The 13,334-nt window shown below is 66.2% G+C and carries 25 protein-coding genes; all 25 read right to left on the reverse strand.

The window, feature by feature from the left end; genetic code table 11:
- Nucleotides 1-43: 43 nt before the first annotated feature.
- The gene (gene infA / locus ACFWJO_RS08185) at nucleotides 44-265 is read right to left on the reverse strand and encodes a translation initiation factor IF-1 (protein WP_003956442.1); all 222 of its coding nucleotides are present in this window, start codon (nucleotides 263-265) and stop codon (nucleotides 44-46) included.
- Between the two features lie 201 nt (nucleotides 266-466).
- Nucleotides 467-1,318 (reverse strand): type I methionyl aminopeptidase, encoded by an 852-nt coding sequence (map, locus tag ACFWJO_RS08190; protein WP_384421352.1) that lies wholly within the window; start codon nucleotides 1,316-1,318, stop codon nucleotides 467-469.
- Nucleotides 1,319-1,414: 96 nt separating this feature from the next.
- Nucleotides 1,415-2,062, reverse strand: a complete 648-nt coding sequence (locus ACFWJO_RS08195; protein WP_384421351.1) for an adenylate kinase — start codon at nucleotides 2,060-2,062, stop codon at nucleotides 1,415-1,417.
- Nucleotides 2,062-3,381 carry a preprotein translocase subunit SecY gene (secY, locus tag ACFWJO_RS08200; RefSeq protein ID WP_384421350.1) on the reverse strand — a complete coding sequence of 440 codons (1,320 nt, stop codon included), beginning with the start codon at nucleotides 3,379-3,381 and terminating at the stop codon, nucleotides 2,062-2,064. Before secY ends, ACFWJO_RS08195 begins: the two co-directional genes overlap by 1 nt.
- 215 nt (nucleotides 3,382-3,596) lie before the next feature.
- Nucleotides 3,597-4,052, reverse strand: a complete 456-nt coding sequence (gene rplO, locus ACFWJO_RS08205; protein ID WP_128985125.1) for a 50S ribosomal protein L15 — start codon at nucleotides 4,050-4,052, stop codon at nucleotides 3,597-3,599.
- A 1-nt stretch (nucleotide 4,053) separates the two neighbouring features.
- Nucleotides 4,054-4,236: a 50S ribosomal protein L30 gene (gene rpmD / locus ACFWJO_RS08210; protein WP_005313525.1), complete on the reverse strand. Its 183-nt coding sequence runs from the start codon at nucleotides 4,234-4,236 to the stop codon at nucleotides 4,054-4,056.
- A complete protein-coding gene (gene rpsE, locus ACFWJO_RS08215; RefSeq protein WP_030201551.1) occupies nucleotides 4,236-4,841 on the reverse strand; it encodes a 30S ribosomal protein S5 in 606 nt (201 codons plus the stop codon). The genes rpmD and rpsE overlap by 1 nt, the downstream gene beginning before the upstream one ends.
- Nucleotides 4,842-4,886: 45 nt before the next feature.
- Nucleotides 4,887-5,270: a 50S ribosomal protein L18 gene (gene rplR / locus ACFWJO_RS08220; RefSeq protein ID WP_386863972.1), complete on the reverse strand. Its 384-nt coding sequence runs from the start codon at nucleotides 5,268-5,270 to the stop codon at nucleotides 4,887-4,889.
- 4 nt (nucleotides 5,271-5,274) lie between these two features.
- Nucleotides 5,275-5,814 (reverse strand): 50S ribosomal protein L6, encoded by a 540-nt coding sequence (gene rplF, locus ACFWJO_RS08225; RefSeq protein ID WP_365337575.1) that lies wholly within the window; start codon nucleotides 5,812-5,814, stop codon nucleotides 5,275-5,277.
- Nucleotides 5,815-5,834: 20 nt separating this feature from the next.
- Nucleotides 5,835-6,233 (reverse strand): 30S ribosomal protein S8, encoded by a 399-nt coding sequence (rpsH, locus tag ACFWJO_RS08230; RefSeq protein ID WP_384421347.1) that lies wholly within the window; start codon nucleotides 6,231-6,233, stop codon nucleotides 5,835-5,837.
- A gap of 223 nt (nucleotides 6,234-6,456) precedes the next feature.
- Nucleotides 6,457-6,642, reverse strand: coding sequence for a type Z 30S ribosomal protein S14 (locus ACFWJO_RS08235; RefSeq protein WP_003956452.1), 186 nt, complete (start codon nucleotides 6,640-6,642; stop codon nucleotides 6,457-6,459).
- A 5-nt stretch (nucleotides 6,643-6,647) separates the two neighbouring features.
- The gene (gene rplE / locus ACFWJO_RS08240; RefSeq protein ID WP_384421345.1) at nucleotides 6,648-7,199 is read right to left on the reverse strand and encodes a 50S ribosomal protein L5; all 552 of its coding nucleotides are present in this window, start codon (nucleotides 7,197-7,199) and stop codon (nucleotides 6,648-6,650) included.
- Nucleotides 7,199-7,510, reverse strand: coding sequence for a 50S ribosomal protein L24 (gene rplX / locus ACFWJO_RS08245; RefSeq protein ID WP_282694363.1), 312 nt, complete (start codon nucleotides 7,508-7,510; stop codon nucleotides 7,199-7,201). The genes rplE and rplX overlap by 1 nt, the downstream gene beginning before the upstream one ends.
- Nucleotides 7,511-7,512: 2 nt before the next feature.
- Nucleotides 7,513-7,881: a 50S ribosomal protein L14 gene (gene rplN, locus ACFWJO_RS08250; protein WP_003956455.1), complete on the reverse strand. Its 369-nt coding sequence runs from the start codon at nucleotides 7,879-7,881 to the stop codon at nucleotides 7,513-7,515.
- A 103-nt stretch (nucleotides 7,882-7,984) separates the two neighbouring features.
- A complete protein-coding gene (rpsQ, locus tag ACFWJO_RS08255; RefSeq protein ID WP_386863973.1) occupies nucleotides 7,985-8,266 on the reverse strand; it encodes a 30S ribosomal protein S17 in 282 nt (93 codons plus the stop codon).
- The gene (gene rpmC, locus ACFWJO_RS08260) at nucleotides 8,266-8,490 is read right to left on the reverse strand and encodes a 50S ribosomal protein L29 (protein ID WP_128985131.1); all 225 of its coding nucleotides are present in this window, start codon (nucleotides 8,488-8,490) and stop codon (nucleotides 8,266-8,268) included. The genes rpsQ and rpmC overlap by 1 nt, the downstream gene beginning before the upstream one ends.
- Nucleotides 8,490-8,909 (reverse strand): 50S ribosomal protein L16, encoded by a 420-nt coding sequence (gene rplP, locus ACFWJO_RS08265; RefSeq protein WP_030494257.1) that lies wholly within the window; start codon nucleotides 8,907-8,909, stop codon nucleotides 8,490-8,492. The genes rpmC and rplP overlap by 1 nt, the downstream gene beginning before the upstream one ends.
- A gap of 5 nt (nucleotides 8,910-8,914) precedes the next feature.
- Nucleotides 8,915-9,748: a 30S ribosomal protein S3 gene (rpsC, locus tag ACFWJO_RS08270; protein WP_362523674.1), complete on the reverse strand. Its 834-nt coding sequence runs from the start codon at nucleotides 9,746-9,748 to the stop codon at nucleotides 8,915-8,917.
- Entirely contained in the window at nucleotides 9,748-10,095 is a 348-nt protein-coding gene (gene rplV, locus ACFWJO_RS08275) for a 50S ribosomal protein L22 (RefSeq protein WP_031012097.1), read from the reverse strand. Before rplV ends, rpsC begins: the two co-directional genes overlap by 1 nt.
- 43 nt (nucleotides 10,096-10,138) lie before the next feature.
- Nucleotides 10,139-10,420 carry a 30S ribosomal protein S19 gene (gene rpsS / locus ACFWJO_RS08280; protein WP_023547380.1) on the reverse strand — a complete coding sequence of 94 codons (282 nt, stop codon included), beginning with the start codon at nucleotides 10,418-10,420 and terminating at the stop codon, nucleotides 10,139-10,141.
- 12 nt (nucleotides 10,421-10,432) lie between these two features.
- On the reverse strand, nucleotides 10,433-11,269 hold the full coding sequence (gene rplB, locus ACFWJO_RS08285) for a 50S ribosomal protein L2 (protein ID WP_046908246.1): 837 nt from the start codon (nucleotides 11,267-11,269) through the stop codon (nucleotides 10,433-10,435).
- 39 nt (nucleotides 11,270-11,308) lie between these two features.
- Nucleotides 11,309-11,626 carry a 50S ribosomal protein L23 gene (rplW, locus tag ACFWJO_RS08290; RefSeq protein ID WP_128985133.1) on the reverse strand — a complete coding sequence of 106 codons (318 nt, stop codon included), beginning with the start codon at nucleotides 11,624-11,626 and terminating at the stop codon, nucleotides 11,309-11,311.
- Nucleotides 11,626-12,276, reverse strand: a complete 651-nt coding sequence (gene rplD, locus ACFWJO_RS08295) for a 50S ribosomal protein L4 (protein WP_384421341.1) — start codon at nucleotides 12,274-12,276, stop codon at nucleotides 11,626-11,628. The genes rplW and rplD overlap by 1 nt, the downstream gene beginning before the upstream one ends.
- A 4-nt stretch (nucleotides 12,277-12,280) precedes the next feature.
- Entirely contained in the window at nucleotides 12,281-12,925 is a 645-nt protein-coding gene (rplC, locus tag ACFWJO_RS08300; RefSeq protein WP_031012092.1) for a 50S ribosomal protein L3, read from the reverse strand.
- 13 nt (nucleotides 12,926-12,938) lie between these two features.
- A complete protein-coding gene (gene rpsJ / locus ACFWJO_RS08305; protein WP_003948644.1) occupies nucleotides 12,939-13,247 on the reverse strand; it encodes a 30S ribosomal protein S10 in 309 nt (102 codons plus the stop codon).
- Between the last annotated feature and the right edge of the window lie 87 nt (nucleotides 13,248-13,334).

Below are 13,334 nucleotides of genomic sequence, written 5' to 3' on the forward strand. Positions count from 1 at the left end.
GTCAGTGCCACCACCCGCTCGGAACGGCGGGTGCGGGCAAGATCTACTTGTACCGGTAGACGATCCGGCCACGCGTCAGGTCGTACGGAGACAGCTCCACGACGACCCGGTCGTCCGGGAGGATTCGGATGTAGTGCATCCGCATCTTGCCGGAGATGTGCGCGAGGACCTTGTGACCGTTCTGGAGCTCCACCTTGAACATGGCGTTCGGCAGGGACTCGATCACGGTGCCCTCGATTTCGATGGCACCTTGCTTCTTGGCCACGCTTCGCCCTTCGAATCGGCTACCTTGATCGACTCTCGCCTCCGAGTGCGGACACACGGGTACACGAGAGCCGACGCATCAGTCTACGCCAGGCCCCGTGAAAACACGAATCGAGAAGTCTGCCCAGCGCGGGCCGTGTCTATCCCCGACGCAGCCCTCGCGTGCTCGGCGCCCGGGGGCGCCTCACAAGCGGCTCGGGTGCTACGCCAGCGGGTCCGGTGCCGCCGTGACGCCCAGCTCGGCCAGCTTCGCCTTGCCACCGTCGACGGCCGTGAGGACCAGGGGGCCCTCCTCCGTCAGGGCCACGCTGTGCTCCCAGTGGGAGGACCAGGTGCCGTCCGTGGTGATGACGGTCCAGTCGTCGGCGAGGACCTCGGTGCGCGGGGTGCCGAGGGACACCATCGGCTCGATCGCCAGGCAGAAGCCGGGGACCAGCTTCGGGCCCTTGCCCCGCTTGCGGGAGACGTAGTTCAGGAGGTGCGGGTCCATGTGCATCTCGGTGCCGATGCCGTGGCCGCCGTAGTCCTCGATGATCCCGTAGCGGCCGAGGCTGTGGTCGCCGACGGCCGGGCGCGGCTGGCGCTTGATGTAGGTCTCGATCGCCTTCGAGATGTCGACCAGGCGGGCACCCAGGCGCATCGCGGCGATGCCGGCCCACATCGACTCCTCCGTCACCCGGGAGAGCTCGACCAGCTCCGGCGCGTGGCCGGTGCCCACGAAGGCCGTGTACGCGGCGTCGCCGTGCCAGCCGTCGACGATGGCGCCCGCGTCGATGGAGATGATGTCGCCGTCCTTGAGGACGGTCTTGTCGTCCGGGATGCCGTGGACGACGACCTCGTTCACCGAGGTGCAGATGGTCGCGGGGAAGCCGCCGTACCCGAGGAAGTTCGACTTCGCCCCGTGGTCGGCGATCACCTTGCGCGCGACCTCGTCCAGGTCCTTCGTCGTCGCCCCCGGCACCGCCGCCTCGCGGGTCGCCGCGTGGATGGCGGCGACGACCAGCCCCGCCTCGCGCATCTTCGCGATCTGCTCCGGGGTCTTGATCTGCACCATCTCGGCCGCGGCCTTTCCTCGATTACAGGGGTCGGAACAACGATACGGCCGCGGTGCCCCTCACGGGCACCGCGGCCGTACCGCAGCGATCAGTGGTTACTTCTTCAGCGCGGCCATGGCGCGCGCCGTGACCTCGTCCACCTTGCCGAGCGCGGAGATCGTCACGACCAGGTTCTGCGCCCGGTAGTAGTCGATGATCGGCTCGGTCTGCGTGTGGTAGACCTCCAGGCGCCGGCGGACGGTCTCCTCGGAGTCGTCCGGACGCTGGAAGAGCTCGCCACCGCAGGTGTCGCAGACGCCCTCGGTCTTCGGGGCGTTGTACTGCACGTGGAAGACGTGCGCGGAGTCGTTGCGGCAGACGCGGCGACCCGCGATCCGCTTCACGACCTCGTCCTCGGGGACCTCCAGGTCCAGGACCGCGTCGAGCTGCATGTCCTCGGCCTTCAGGACGACGTCCAGGGCCTCGGCCTGCGCCACGTTCCGGGGGAAACCGTCGAGCAGGAAGCCGTTCGCGGCGTCGTCCTGCTCCATGCGGTCCTTGGCCATCCCGATGGTGACCTCGTCCGGGACGAGGTCACCGGCGTCCATGAACGCCTTCGCCTTGAGGCCCAGCTCCGTGCCCTGCGAGATGTTGGCACGGAACAGGTCACCCGTGGAGATGTGCGGGATGTCCAGGTTCTTGGCAAGGAACGCGGCCTGCGTTCCCTTGCCGGCCCCGGGCGGTCCGACGAGGACGATTCGCATCAGCGGAGGAACCCTTCGTAATTGCGCTGCTGGAGCTGGCTCTCGATCTGCTTCACGGTCTCGAGACCCACACCCACGATGATGAGGATGCTGGTGCCGCCGAACGGGAAGTTGGCATTGGCCCCGCCGAAGCCTGCCAACGCCATCGTCGGCACGAGAGCGATCAGACCCAGATACAGCGAGCCCGGCCAAGTGATCCGGTTGAGCACGTAGCTCAGGTACTCGGCAGTAGGTCGACCAGCCCGGATACCCGGGATGAAGCCACCATACTTCTTCATGTTGTCGGCAACTTCCTCGGGGTTGAACGAGATCGCCACGTAGAAGAAGGCGAAGAACACGATCAGGAGGAAGTACGTAGCGATGTAGTAGGGGTGGTCACCCTTGACGAAGTGGGCTTCGATCCAGGTCTTCCAGCCGGCGGTGCTGTTCGAGAACTGAGCGATCAGCGCCGGGATGTAGAGCAGCGACGACGCGAAGATGACAGGAATCACACCTGCCTGGTTCACCTTCAACGGGATGTAAGTGGACGTACCGCCGTACGACCTGCGGCCGATCATCCGCTTCGCGTACTGCACCGGGATGCGGCGCTGGGCCTGCTCGACGAAGACGACGAGGGCCACCATCACGAAGCCGATCAGGATGACGGTGCCGAACTCGATCCAGCCACCGGCCAGGTCTCCGCTCTTCTTGATGGCCCACAGGGCACCCGGGAAGCCGGCGGCGATCGAGATGAACATGAGGATCGACATGCCGTTGCCGATGCCACGGTCGGTGATGAGCTCGCCGAGCCACATCACGACGCCGGTGCCCGCGGTCATGGTGATGACCATGGTGGCGGTGGTGAAGATCGACTGGTCGGGAACGACCTGGCTGGCGACGGTGCAGCCGCTGAACAGCGCGCCGGTACGGGCGGTGGCGACGAGGCCGGTGCCCTGGAGGATCGCGAGGGCAACCGTCAGATAACGCGTGTACTGCGTGATCTTGGCGGTGCCGGACTGCCCCTCCTTCTTGAGGGCCTCCAGGCGCGGGATCACCACGGTCAGCAGCTGCAGGATGATGCTCGCCGTGATGTACGGCATGATGCCGAGCGCGAAGATGGTGATCTGCAGCAGCGCCCCGCCACTGAACATGTTGACCAGGCCGAACAGGCTGTTGTTGCCCTGGCTCGCCTGGTCCACACACTGCTGGACGGCCTCGTAGCTGACGCCGGGGACGGGGATGTGTGCCCCGAGCCGGTACAGCACGATGATGCCGAGCGTGAAGAGCAGCTTCTTGCGCAGGTCGGGCGTCTTGAACGCCCGGGCGAACGCGGTGAGCACGGTGCCTCCTGCGACCCCCGCGCACGTGCGTCAGAGGTGACGGTCTTGAGGTTCGACTGGATAGTGATTCCGCCCAGAGGGCCCTCGGACCCACCTCACGCACTCTGGACAGTGGAGGCCACCTTACCGGCGACTACGCCCCCCTAGGAACGACCAACCGGGGATGCCCCTTTTGAGAGGCATCCCCGGTCGGATGTTCAGGCCATCGAGTCGTCTCAGACGAGCTCGGTGACGGTGCCGCCGGCGGCGGCGATCTTCTCCTTGGCGGAGCCGGAGACGGCGTCGACCGTCACCTGCAGCGCCACGGAGACCTCGCCCTGGCCCAGGACCTTGACGAGCTGGTTCTTGCGAACCGCACCCTTGGCGACCAGGTCGGCCACCGTGACCTCGCCACCCTGCGGGTAGAGCGCGGCCAGCTTGTCCAGGTTCACGACCTGGTACTCGGTGCGGAAGGGGTTCTTGAAGCCCTTCAGCTTCGGGAGGCGCATGTGGAGCGGCATCTGGCCACCCTCGAAGCGCTCCGGAACCTGGTAGCGGGCCTTCGTGCCCTTCGTACCACGACCGGCCGTCTTACCCTTCGACGCCTCACCACGACCCACACGGGTCTTGGCGGTCTTGGCGCCCGGGGCGGGACGGAGGTTGTGGACCTTCAGCGGGTTGTTCTCCGCCATGTCAGTCGACCTCCTCGACCGTCACGAGGTGGCGGACGGTGTGCACCATTCCGCGGAACTCGGGGCGGTCCTCCTTGACGACCACGTCGTTCAGGCGCTTGAGCCCGAGCGAACGCAGGGTGTCGCGGTGGTTCTGCTTGCTGCCGATGTACGACTTCGTCTGCGTGATCTTGAGGCGAGCCATTACGCACCCGCCCCGGCACGCGCACGAAGCAGAGCCGCGGGAGCGACGTCCTCGAGGGGCAGACCGCGGCGGGCCGCGATCTCCTCGGGACGCTGCAGGCCCTTCAGGGCCTCCACGGTCGCGTGCACGATGTTGATCGCGTTGTCCGAGCCGAGCGACTTCGACAGGATGTCGTGAACGCCGGCGCACTCGAGCACGGCACGCACCGGGCCACCGGCGATAACACCGGTACCGGGGGAAGCCGGCTTGAGCAGGACGACGCCCGCCGCCTTCTCACCCTGGATCGGGTGAGGGATGGTGCCCTGGATACGGGGGACCTTGAAGAAGTGCTTCTTGGCCTCCTCCACACCCTTGGCGATGGCGGCCGGCACCTCCTTGGCCTTGCCGTAACCGACACCCACGGTGCCGTCACCGTCACCCACCACGACCAGCGCGGTGAAGGAGAAACGACGACCACCCTTGACAACCTTGGCGACGCGGTTGATCGCGACTACGCGCTCAACGTACGCGGTCTTCTCGGCGGCAGCAGCGCCACCGTCGCGACCCTTCCGGTCCCGCCGCTCGCCGCCACCGGCACCGCTGCCGCGGCGCTGGGGTCCAGCCATTGGAATACCTCTCTCTGTTACGTCCGTTAGTCCCGGAACCGGGGCTTAGAACTTCAGCCCGGCTTCGCGGGCGGCGTCAGCCAGAGCGGCAATGCGCCCGGCGTACCTGTTGCCACCACGGTCGAACACGACGGCCTCGACACCGGCGGCCTTGGCGCGCTCGGCGACCAGGGCGCCGACCTGCTTGGCCTGCGAGGACTTGTCGCCCTCGCCACCGCGGATCGACGCGTCCAGGTGGGACGCCGACGCCAGGGTGTGGCCCTTCAGGTCGTCGATGACCTGCGCGGTGATACCGCGGTTGGAGCGCGTCACGACGAGGCGCGGACGCTCCGCCGTACCCGACACGCTCTTGCGGATGCGCAGGTGACGGCGCGCCTTGGCAGCGCGCTTGTAAGCATCGCCCTTGGCGATCTTCACACCGTATGCCATGGCTTTACTTACCAGCCTTTCCGACCTTGCGGCGGATGACCTCGCCCGCGTACTTGACACCCTTGGCCTTGTACGGGTCCGGCTTCCGCAGCTTGCGGATGTTGGCGGCGACCTCGCCGACCTTCTGCTTGTCGATGCCCTCGACCGAGAACTTGGTCGGCGACTCGACCTTGAAGGAGATGCCCTCGGGGGCCTCCACCAGGATCGGGTGGCTGTAGCCGAGCTGGAACTCCAGGTCGGAGCCCTTCGCGGCCACGCGGTAACCGACACCGCTGATCTCGAGCGCCTTCGTGTACCCCTGGGTCACACCGGTGATCATGTTGGCCACCAGCGTGCGGGACAGGCCGTGGAGGGCCTTGTTCTGACGCTCGTCGTTCGGACGGGTGACGTTCAGAACGCCGTCCTCGCCCTTAACGATCTCGATCGGAGCGGCAACGGTGTGGGTCAGGGTGCCCTTGGAACCCTTGACGGTGACCGTGCGGCCCTCGATGGTGACGTCCACGCCGGCGGGAACCGGGATGGGGAGCTTGCCAATGCGAGACATAGCTTTTCCTCCGTTCCCGACTACCAGACGTAGGCGAGGACTTCCCCACCCACGCCCTTCTTCTGCGCCTGCTGGCCGGTCAGGAGACCGTGGGACGTGGAGATGATCGCCACGCCCAGGCCGCCGAGAACCTTCGGCAGGTTGGTGGACTTCGCGTAAACCCGGAGGCCCGGCTTCGAGATCCGCTTGATGCCCGCGATGGAGCGCTCACGGTTCGGACCGAACTTGAGGTCGAGCACGAGGTTCTTGCCGACCTCGGCGTCCTCGACCTTCCAGCCGGAGATGAAGCCCTCCTGCTGGAGGATTTCCGCGATGTGCGACTTGATCTTGCTGTGCGGCATCGTCACGGAGTCGTGGTACGCCGAGTTCGCGTTGCGCAGACGCGTGAGCATGTCTGCGATCGGATCAGTCATGGTCATGAATTGGCCTTCGGCCTCTCTCGCCGGGGTTTCCTGGTGCACCATCCCTCTCCCCGATCCGAGACGGGGCGGGTGCGGTGCGGTGGACCTACGGCGTAGTAAGTCGTACGGGCGGCGGACGCCCAACCCTTCAAGCCTACGGCATCAAGGGTCGGGCCTCCGCCAGCCCACTGCTTACCGAGAGACTCCGGTCATTCACCAACGCCCAGTGGGCGAAGGGGAATTACCAGGAGCTCTTGGTCACGCCCGGCAGCTCGCCACGGTGAGCCATCTCACGGAGGCACACGCGGCACAGGCCGAACTTGCGGTACACGGAGTGCGGGCGACCGCAGCGCTGGCAGCGGGTGTACGCACGCACACCGAACTTGGGCTTACGAGCAGCCTTGGCAATCAGAGCCTTCTTCGCCATCTCGCTTACGCCTCCTTGAACGGGAAGCCGAGGTGACGCAGAAGGGCACGGCCCTCGTCGTCGTTGGTCGCCGTGGTGACCACGGTGATGTCCATACCCCGGACGCGGTCGATCTTGTCCTGGTCGATCTCGTGGAACATGACCTGCTCCGTGAGACCGAAGGTGTAGTTGCCACGGCCGTCGAACTGCTTCGGGGACAGGCCGCGGAAGTCGCGGATGCGCGGCAGCGCGAGCGACAGGGTGCGGTCCAGGAACTCCCACATGCGGTCGCCACGGAGCGTGACGTGGGCACCGATCGGCTGACCCTCACGCAGCTTGAACTGCGCGATGGACTTGCGGGCCTTGGTGACGGCCGGCTTCTGACCGGTGATCGTGGTGAGGTCGCGGATGGCGCCCTCGATCAGCTTCGAGTCACGGGCGGCGTCGCCGACACCCATGTTGACCACGATCTTCACGAGGCCCGGGGTCTGCATGACGTTCTCGTACTTGAACTCGTCACGCAGCTTGCCCGCGATCTCCTCGCGGTACTTCGTCTTCAGACGCGGAGTGGTAGCCATCAGATGTCCTCACCCGTGCGCTTGGCAACGCGGATCTTGTTGCCCTCGTCGTCGAAGCGGTAACCGACGCGGGTGACGACCTTCTTGCCGTCCTTCTCCACGACGAGCTGAACGTTGCTCACGTGGACCGGGGCCTCGGTGGTCACGATGCCACCGGCCTGGTTCGGGCCGGCCTTCGTGTGCTTCTTGACCCGGTTGACACCCTCGACCAGGACGCGGGACTCGGCGGGGTAGGCCGCGATGACCTTGCCCTGCTTGCCCTTGTCCTTGCCGGTGATGACCTGGACCAGGTCGCCCTTCTTGATCTTCATGCTTACAGCACCTCCGGCGCGAGCGAGATGATCTTCATGAACTTCTTCTCGCGCAGCTCACGGCCGACCGGGCCGAAGATGCGGGTGCCGCGAGGGTCGCCGTCGTTCTTCAGAATGACGGCGGCGTTCTCGTCGAAGCGGATGTACGAGCCGTCCTGGCGGCGGCGCTCCTTGACGGTGCGAACGATGACCGCCTTGACGACGTCACCCTTCTTCACGTTGCCACCGGGGATCGCGTCCTTGACGGTGGCGACGATGACGTCACCGATGCCCGCGTAGCGGCGACCCGAACCACCGAGAACACGGATGCAAAGGATCTCCTTGGCACCAGTGTTGTCGGCGACGCGAAGTCGCGACTCCTGCTGGATCACGTCTATCTCCTGATTGTCTGCCGGTTCCCGGCGGGGGCCTCAGCGAGTGAGGCCCCACACCGAGCCTGGCGGAACTGTTCCTAGGGGGTCCCCCTAGGAGGGATTACTTGGCCTTCTCGAGGATCTCGACGACGCGCCAGTGCTTGGACGCCGAGAGCTTCCGGGTCTCCATGAGGAGGACGCGGTCGCCGACGCCGGCCTGGTTCTGCTCGTCGTGAGCCTTGAGCTTGTTCGTACGGCGGATGACCTTGCCGTACAGCGCGTGCTTGACGCGGTCCTCGACAGCGACGACGACGGTCTTGTCCATCTTGTCGCTGACGACGAGGCCCTCACGGACCTTGCGGGCGTTGCGCTCGGTCTTCTCAGTCACGTTGTTCTCGCTCATCAGGCGTTCTCCACCGTCTCGATGCCCAGCTCGCGCTCACGCATCAGGGTGTAGATCCGGGCGATGTCCTTACGGACGGACTTGAGCCGACCGTGGTTCTCGAGCTGGCCCGTCGCCGCCTGGAAGCGGAGGTTGAACAGCTCTTCCTTGGCCTCGCGGAGCTTGGCGACAAGCTCCTCGTTGCCCAGCTCGCGCAGCTCGGACGCCTTGGTACCGGCCGACATCACAGCTCACCTGCCTCGCGCTTAACGATCTTGCACTTCATCGGCAGCTTGTGGGCCGCACGAGTCAGAGCCTCACGCGCGATCTTCTCGTTCGGGTAGGACAGCTCGAACATCACCCGACCGGGCTTGACGTTCGCGATCCACCACTCCGGCGAACCCTTACCGGAACCCATGCGGGTCTCGGCAGGCTTCTTCGTGAGCGGACGGTCCGGGTAGATGTTGATCCAGACCTTGCCGCCACGCTTGATGTGGCGGGTCATCGCGATACGCGCGGCCTCGATCTGGCGGTTGGTCACGTAGGCCGGGGTGAGGGCCTGAATGCCGTACTCGCCGAACGCAACCTGCGTGCCACCCTTGGACATACCGTTGCGCTTCGGGTGGTGCTGCTTGCGGTGCTTGACCCTACGGGGGATCAGCATGTCGGTCAGGCCTCCGTTCCGGTGCTCTCAGCAGCCGGAGCGGCGGCGGGAGCCTCGGCCTTGGGGGCCTCGGCAGCCTGAGCCTGCTGCGGCTTGCGACCGCGACCGCCACGCTCGCCACCGCGGCCACCGCGGCCGGCCGGACGGTCAGCGCCGCCACGGGCCGGGCGGTTGCCCGCACGGGCAGCAGCGTTCTCGGCGCGGACCTCGGCGATGTTCTTGACGTCGCCCTTGTAGATCCAGACCTTCACGCCGATGCGGCCGAAGGTGGTCTTGGCCTCGAAGAAGCCGTACTCGACGTTCGCGCGCAGCGTGTGCAGCGGCACACGACCCTCGCGGTAGAACTCCGAGCGGGACATCTCGGCGCCGCCGAGACGGCCACCACACTGGATCTTGATGCCCTTGGCGCCGGCCTTCATGGCGGACTGCATGCTCTTGCGCATGGCCCGACGGAAGGAGACGCGGGAGGACAGCTGCTCGGCGACGGCCTGGGCCACCAGCTGAGCGTCGACCTCGGGGTTCTTGACCTCGAGGATGTTCAGCTGGACCTGCTTGCCGGTCAGCTTCTCGAGCTGGCCACGGATCTTGTCGGCCTCGGCGCCACGGCGACCGATGACAATGCCCGGGCGAGCGGTGTGGATGTCCACGCGGACACGGTCACGGGTGCGCTCGATCTCCACCTTGGAGATGCCGGCGCGCTCCATGCCGGACGTCAGCATCCGACGGATGGCGACGTCTTCCTTGACGTAGTCCTTGTACAGCTTGTCGGCGTACCAACGCGACTTGAAGTCGGTGGTGATGCCGAGCCGGAACCCGTGCGGGTTTACCTTCTGGCCCATTACCGGGTTCCTTCCTTGCTGCTGACGACCACGGTGATGTGGCTGGTCCGCTTGCGGATCCGGTAGGCACGGCCCTGAGCACGCGGACGGAACCGCTTCAGGGTCGGACCCTCGTCGACGAACGCCTCGCTGATGTACAGCGAAGAGGCGTCCGTGTGGTCGTAGTTGTGCGCGGCGTTGGCGATGGCGCTGTCGAGCACCTTGCCGACCGGCACGGAGGCTGCCTGCGGAGCGAATCGCAGAACAGCCTGAGCCTCCGTGGCGTCCATGCCACGGATCAGGTCCACCACGCGGCGGGCCTTCATGGGCGTGACGCGGATGTACCGCGCCTGGGCCCTGGCTTCCATGGTTGTCCCTTCAGTTACTTACGTGTCTGAATGCGATCCGCTACTAGCGGCGCTTCGACTTCCGGTCTTCCTTGACGTGACCCCGGAAGGTGCGCGTCGGCGAGAACTCGCCGAGCTTGTGGCCGACCATCGACTCGGTGACGAACACCGGGATGTGGGTCTTGCCGTTGTGCACCGCGAGCGTGTGGCCGAGCATGGCCGGCACGATCATGGAGCGACGGGACCAGGTCTTGATGACGTTCTTGGTGCCGGCTTCGTTCTGGGCGTCCACCTTCTTGATCAGGTGGTCGTCGACGAAGGGCCCCTTCTTGAGACTGCGCGGCATCTAAACCCGCTCCTAGCGCTTCTTGTTCGTCTTGCGGCGGCGGACGATGTACTTGTTCGAAGCCTTCTTCGGCGAACGAGTACGACCCTCCTTCTGACCCCACGGGGAGACCGGGTGGCGACCACCGGAGGTCTTGCCCTCACCACCACCGTGCGGGTGGTCAACCGGGTTCATCGCCACACCGCGGACGGTCGGGCGAACGCCCAGCCAGCGCTTGCGGCCGGCCTTACCCCAGTTGATGTTCGACTGCTCGGCGTTGCCGACCTCACCGATCGTGGCGCGGCAGCGGGCGTCGACGAGACGGATCTCGCCGGACGGCATGCGGAGGTGGGCCATCGTGCCCTCCTTCGCGAGCAGCTGCACGGAGGCGCCGGCGGAGCGGGCGAACTTGGCGCCACCACCGGGACGGAGCTCGATCGCGTGGATCGTGGTACCGACCGGGATGTTGCGGAGGGCCAGGTTGTTGCCGGGCTTGATGTCGGCCGTGGGGCCGTTCTCCACCCGGTCGCCCTGCGAGAGACCACGCGGGGCGATGATGTAGCGCTTCTCGCCGTCCGCGTAGTGCAGCAGCGCGATGCGAGCGGTGCGGTTGGGGTCGTACTCGATGTGAGCGACCTTGGCCGGCACGCCGTCCTTGTCGTGACGACGGAAGTCGATCACACGGTAGGCGCGCTTGTGGCCACCGCCCTGGTGACGGACGGTCACACGACCGGTGTTGTTACGGCCGCCCTTGCTGTGCAGCGGGCGGACCAGCGACTTCTCCGGCGTGGACCGCGTGATCTCGACGAAGTCGGCTACGGAGGAGCCACGACGGCCCGGCGTAGTCGGCTTGTACTTGCGGATACCCATTTCTCAGTCCTCGTCCGATATCGGACGACTCGACCGCCGTCAGGCGGTCGGGCCGCCGAAGATGTCGATTCGGTTGCCCTCGGCGAGGGTCACGATGGCGCGCTTGGTGTTGGCGCGCTTGCCGAAACCGGTGCGGGTGCGCTTGCGCTTGCCCTGGCGGTTGATCGTGTTGACCCCGGTGACCTTGACCGAGAAGACCGCCTCGACGGCCTGCTTGATCTGGGTCTTGTTGGCGGTGGGCGCGACGATGAACGTGTACTTGTTCTCGTCGAGCAGCGCGTAGCTCTTCTCGGAGACAACCGGCTTGACGAGGACGTCGCGCGGGTCCGTGAAGGTCTTGCTGGTGATCTCGGCCATCAGGCCTCGCTCCCCTCGTTGTTGTCGGCCTTGGGGCCAGACACGAAGGACTCGAGGGCGGCCTGGGTGAAGACCACGTCGTCGGATCGCATCACGTCGTACGTGTTCAGCTGGCCCGGCTCCAGGATGTGCACCTGGGGCAGGTTGCGGGCGGACAGCCACGCGGCCTCGTCGGAACGCTCGGCGACCAGGAGCAGGTTCTTGCGCTCCGAGATCTTGCCGAACAGCGTCTTGGCGGCCTTGGTGGAGATGTCACCCTCGACCACGCCGGTGACGACGTGGATGCGGGAGTGGTTCGCCCGGTCGGAGAGGGCACCGCGGAGGGCGGCGGCCTTCATCTTCTTCGGGGTCCGCTGCGAGTAGTCACGCGGCACGGGACCGTGCACGACGCCACCACCGGCGAACTGCGGGGCGCGGGTCGAACCCTGACGGGCGCGGCCGGTGCCCTTCTGGCGGTAAGGCTTCTTGCCACCACCGCGGACCTCGCCACGCGTCTTGGTCTTGTGGGTGCCCTGGCGGGCAGCCGCAAGCTGCGCGACGACGACCTGGTGGATCAGCGGGATGCTGACCTTGGCCTCGAAGATCTCGGCCGGGAGCTCGATGGTCCCGGTCTTGTCGCCGGAGGGCGACAGAATGTCAATGGTGCTCATATCCTCAGGCCCCCTTGGCCGCGGTGCGGACCAGGACGAGGCCGCCGTTCGGACCAGGAACCGCACCCTTGATCAGGAGCAGGCCCTTCTCCGCGTCAACGGCGTGAACGGTCAGGTTCTGGGTGGTCACGCGCTCGTTGCCCATGCGGCCGGCCATGCGCATGCCCTTGAAGACACGGCCCGGGGTGGCGCAGCCACCGATCGAACCGGGCTTGCGGTGCACGCGGTGGGCACCGTGGGAAGCCTTGCCACCACGGAAGTTGTGGCGCTTCATGGCACCGGCGAAGCCCTTGCCCTTGCTCTTGCCGGTCACGTCGACCTTGATGCCCGCCTCGAAGACCTCGGCGGTGATCTCCTGGCCGAGGGTGTACTCGCTGGCGTCAGCGGTACGGATCTCGACAAGGTGACGGCGCGGGGTGACGTCGGCCTTGGCGAAGTGGCCCTTGAGGGGCTTGTTCACCTTGCGCGGGTCGATCTCGCCGAAGGCGATCTGGACCGACTCGTAGCCGTCAACGTCGTTCGTACGCACCTGGGTCACGACATTCGGGCCGGCCTTGACGACGGTCACCGGGACGACCCGGTTGTTCTCGTCCCAGACCTGCGTCATGCCGAGCTTCTCGCCCAGGATGCCCTTGATGTTCTTAGCCATCTCGCGCGTCACCTCAGAGCTTGATCTCGATGTCGACGCCAGCCGGCAGGTCGAGACGCATCAGCGAGTCAACCGTCTTCGGCGTGGGGTCGAGGATGTCGATGAGGCGCTTGTGCGTGCGCATCTCGAAGTGCTCGCGCGAGTCCTTGTACTTGTGCGGCGACTTGATGACGCAGTACACGTTCTTCTCAGTGGGCAGCGGCACCGGGCCCGCGACCGACGCACCAGTACGGGTCACCGTCTCGACGATCTTCTTCGCCGAGGAGTCGATGACCTCGTGGTCGTAGGCCTTGAGCCGGATGCGGATCTTCTGTCCCGCCATGGCTACTTCGTAGTCCTGTCTCTCGTTAACGCTCTGGAACCCGGCCGGCCGCGCCTGAGCGCCGCCTCTCCTCCGACCCACGCGGTC

The sequence above is a fragment of the Streptomyces sp. NPDC127092 genome, from assembly GCF_042722475.1.
Taxonomy (GTDB): domain Bacteria; phylum Actinomycetota; class Actinomycetes; order Streptomycetales; family Streptomycetaceae; genus Streptomyces.

Coding starts and splice junctions, on each gene's coding strand:
- ACFWJO_RS08195 (WP_384421351.1), bottom strand. CDS start 2,062: ATGCGAATCGTCCTCGTCGGACCGCCCGGGGCCGGCAAGGGAACGCAG.
- rplR (WP_386863972.1), bottom strand. CDS start 5,270: ATGGCATACGGTGTGAAGATCGCCAAGGGCGATGCTTACAAGCGCGCT.
- rpsE (WP_030201551.1), bottom strand. CDS start 4,841: ATGGCTGGACCCCAGCGCCGCGGCAGCGGTGCCGGTGGCGGCGAGCGG.
- rplF (WP_365337575.1), bottom strand. CDS start 5,814: ATGTCTCGCATTGGCAAGCTCCCCATCCCGGTTCCCGCCGGCGTGGAC.
- rplW (WP_128985133.1), bottom strand. CDS start 11,626: ATGGCCGAGATCACCAGCAAGACCTTCACGGACCCGCGCGACGTCCTC.
- rplX (WP_282694363.1), bottom strand. CDS start 7,510: ATGAAGATCAAGAAGGGCGACCTGGTCCAGGTCATCACCGGCAAGGAC.
- rpmD (WP_005313525.1), bottom strand. CDS start 4,236: ATGGCTCGCCTCAAGATCACGCAGACGAAGTCGTACATCGGCAGCAAG.
- rplC (WP_031012092.1), bottom strand. CDS start 12,925: ATGGCTAAGAACATCAAGGGCATCCTGGGCGAGAAGCTCGGCATGACG.
- rplE (WP_384421345.1), bottom strand. CDS start 7,199: ATGGCTACCACTCCGCGTCTGAAGACGAAGTACCGCGAGGAGATCGCG.
- rpsC (WP_362523674.1), bottom strand. CDS start 9,748: ATGGGCCAGAAGGTAAACCCGCACGGGTTCCGGCTCGGCATCACCACC.
- ACFWJO_RS08235 (WP_003956452.1), bottom strand. CDS start 6,642: ATGGCGAAGAAGGCTCTGATTGCCAAGGCTGCTCGTAAGCCCAAGTTC.
- rplB (WP_046908246.1), bottom strand. CDS start 11,269: ATGGGTATCCGCAAGTACAAGCCGACTACGCCGGGCCGTCGTGGCTCC.
- rpsJ (WP_003948644.1), bottom strand. CDS start 13,247: ATGGCGGGACAGAAGATCCGCATCCGGCTCAAGGCCTACGACCACGAG.
- rpmC (WP_128985131.1), bottom strand. CDS start 8,490: ATGTCGGCCGGTACCAAGGCGTCCGAGCTGCGCGAGCTGGGCAACGAG.
- rplP (WP_030494257.1), bottom strand. CDS start 8,909: ATGCTGATCCCCCGTAGGGTCAAGCACCGCAAGCAGCACCACCCGAAG.
- map (WP_384421352.1), bottom strand. CDS start 1,318: ATGGTGCAGATCAAGACCCCGGAGCAGATCGCGAAGATGCGCGAGGCG.
- rpsS (WP_023547380.1), bottom strand. CDS start 10,420: ATGCCGCGCAGTCTCAAGAAGGGGCCCTTCGTCGACGACCACCTGATC.
- rpsQ (WP_386863973.1), bottom strand. CDS start 8,266: ATGAGCGAGAACAACGTGACTGAGAAGACCGAGCGCAACGCCCGCAAG.
- rplV (WP_031012097.1), bottom strand. CDS start 10,095: ATGGAAGCCAGGGCCCAGGCGCGGTACATCCGCGTCACGCCCATGAAG.
- rplO (WP_128985125.1), bottom strand. CDS start 4,052: ATGGCGGAGAACAACCCGCTGAAGGTCCACAACCTCCGTCCCGCCCCG.
- rplD (WP_384421341.1), bottom strand. CDS start 12,276: ATGAGCACCATTGACATTCTGTCGCCCTCCGGCGACAAGACCGGGACC.
- rpsH (WP_384421347.1), bottom strand. CDS start 6,233: ATGACCATGACTGATCCGATCGCAGACATGCTCACGCGTCTGCGCAAC.